Source organism: Treponema sp. OMZ 805 (assembly GCF_050937395.1).
Taxonomy (GTDB): Bacteria; Spirochaetota; Spirochaetia; order Treponematales; family Treponemataceae; genus Treponema.
The window spans coordinates 1-2,646 of the sequence record NZ_JACCLP010000029.1 but is presented as its reverse complement, the minus strand read 5'-3'; the positions used below and the strand labels follow the sequence as shown (position 1 = coordinate 2,646).

The window sequence follows — 2,646 nt, the reverse complement described above, 5'->3', positions numbered from 1 at the left end:
GTCGGAAGAATTTAGAAACCGTGTCGCAGCAGCATCCTTTTTTCTTTCTAAGGCAGGGGAGCGCGGTTATATCTTATCCCAGCTGGAAGCGCATTTCGGCGGCCGCTACATTCTCTCGGAAGAATTTTTGCGGGTGTATGTTAAGGTATTGGATTTATCGGATTCCGACCGGCAATGGGTGCAGCAATTCCTTGATGAGCTATTAAACCCCGTTATCACACTTACCGTTGCCGAATGGTTTAAATATGTAGAGCGCATTGTGATAAGCGAACGGCAGGAAGTAGTGATAAAAAAAGAAGACTTTGATTTTTACCCGTTTGACAGTCTACGCTATGACGGCCGCTTTTTGTGCGATCAGGGAGAAGAAATTCTGTGTGACGGGAAAAGGATATGCAGCGGTTCACTGCCGTGCGTACGGTTTATCTACCGGCGTGGAACAGTGTTGGATGAGATAAAAATGAGTATCTATGTGGACGGCTCATTCCGCTGTACCGGAGAATGGGATTGCTCTGGGTATGAGTGCATCAAAGCAGAAACTACATTAGCAGAGCCTATCATGCCGCGCGGTTCTTTTGAACGGCTTTCTTACGCTCTTACAATGGCCGCTTTTAGTGATACGGCAGTAGTAAAAGAAGAAACGATAACCTTAAAAATAAAATGGCCGCTTATCTGCAACGGTTCATACAGCCCTTCTTGCGCACTTGCCGATGGCTCGTGGGATTGTTCGGGAGTATATAGCGGATTTGACGGAAGGTATTATCGAGATGAAATAATTGAGGAGGTTTTATGAACGTCAAAATACAAGAGACAGCCGGATTACGGGGCGTATTTCGGTTAAAGGTATGGAAAAAAGGAAAACTCATTGAAACGTATGAGGATCATAACCTCATTGTTTCAGGGGCAAAAGAGGCGTTGACAAAACTGCTTGCAGGGCAAGGAGTAGGAAAGAATTTGACAAGCATCGGCTTTGGAGCGAACGGGAACGTACCGCTTCCTGAAGATACGGCGTTAAAAGATGCGTTTGTAAAGGATGTGACCAAGATACGTTTTCCGAGTGCTGGGCAAGTTGAATTTTCATGGGATTTACTGACGACGGAAGCGAACGGTAAAGAAATTATTGAATTCGGTCTTTTGCTACGGGACGGAACGCTCTTTTCCCGAAAGACACGAGCGCGCCCGATTAGTAAAGATTCTGATATTGCTCTTGAAGGGCAATGGGTAATTATTTTTTAAAGGAGCTTTTATGGCAAATTTAACGATTATTAAACAGTGGCCTACAGGGATTAGACGGGTTGAAACGACCGATCCGTGGGTAGGCGGTGAAGACGGGACGGCAAATATTCAGGCAAAGCAGATAGGTGGGGCTTTAGCGTACTTGAAAGATTTTGCCGATGAGGTACAAGCTGCGCGAGGAGCTGAAACATCGCTTTCGGCGCGGATTGAAAAACGAGGAGTAGATGCGCAAAACATTCTTTCAAAGTTTGCCTACATTGAAACGGTTCCGGTTGCCGCTTCCATCGAGCATATTGACGTAGTGAAAGGCGGACTTCTTGTTATTGACGGAATTAAAACAAAAGCAGGGGAAGTCGTTTTCTTAAAAGACCAAAGCGATAAAAAGCAAAACGGCTTTTGGGAAGTGCAGACCGGAGCATGGAACCGCGCAGCAGGATACACAGCCGCCGATACGGATTGTTTTACCTATAAGCTGATAACGATTGATGCAGGAAATACTAATAAGGGCAGGATATATTTTCTTGACGATGATTCTTACCGGATAGATGCCGATAATTTAGTATTCAAAGAAGCAGCTTTTTCCTATGAAGCGCAGCCGGGTAAAGCGGTAATACGGGATAGAAGCGGAAAAATTAAGGATGTGGAAAGACTTGTAGAAGATTCAGGGGTAAGCGTATCGGCTTTAGTTGATGAAAGTAAATGCCGCAATCTTTTAGACGTACTCGGTATTCGTGCCGCTCACTCAGATGAGCCTGCGACACTTGAAGAAACAAAGAAAGCGATGGACATATTGCATAAAAAAATCAATGCAGGAGGACTTGCTGATTTTTCAGGACTCAGGCTCGGCGATTACCTTGATTTACCGGAATTAAATGACGGGACGACAACGTACAAATGGAGTGGTGAGTACAAAAATTTGCGGATTATGATTTCGGCTTTTAATTTGTATAAAAGCGCAGGATATCCGGAAAATGAGAAGAACCATATAGTCTTTACCTTTAGAAATTGCGTATGTCAACAAAAGATGAATGACGGTAATACAAATGCAGGCGGGTATTCGGCAAGTAAATTAGCGGCATACCTTGACGGCGGTTTTAAGACTGGATTAGAAGTCATACTTGGAAAGTATCTTTACACCATCAGTAGATTATTGTCAATAAAAGGTAACTGGGCTTGGAAGCAACATACGGTCTTTTTGCCGACGGAACGAGAAGTATGGGGCACGTGTGTGTGGGGTGAAAAAGGTTATGACGGGGGATTTCAAGGTCAGTATCCGATATTCCGAGACAGTGCATTGTATAAGGTAAAGAGGCATAATGGAAGTAGGATGTGGTGGTGGAATGCGTCACCGTATGATGGCGATGCGGCTTCTTTTTGCATTAGCGGCAACTATGGTTATGCCACCTGCAATGG

At 44.5% G+C, this 2,646-nt stretch carries 3 protein-coding genes; all 3 read left to right on the top strand.

Annotation, left to right across the window (positions count from 1 at the left end; all coding sequences use genetic code 11):
• Positions 1-790 (top strand): hypothetical protein (locus HGH47_RS12055; protein ID WP_432912661.1); only part of this gene is annotated, 790 nt, incomplete at its 5' end.
• A complete protein-coding gene (locus HGH47_RS12050) occupies positions 787-1,233 on the top strand; it encodes a hypothetical protein (RefSeq protein WP_432912659.1) in 447 nt (148 codons plus the stop codon). The genes HGH47_RS12055 and HGH47_RS12050, both read left to right, overlap by 4 nt.
• A gap of 10 nt (positions 1,234-1,243) precedes the next feature.
• Positions 1,244-2,646, top strand: a 1,403-nt coding sequence (locus HGH47_RS12045) for a hypothetical protein (RefSeq protein ID WP_432912656.1), incomplete at its 3' end; no start/stop codon positions are given.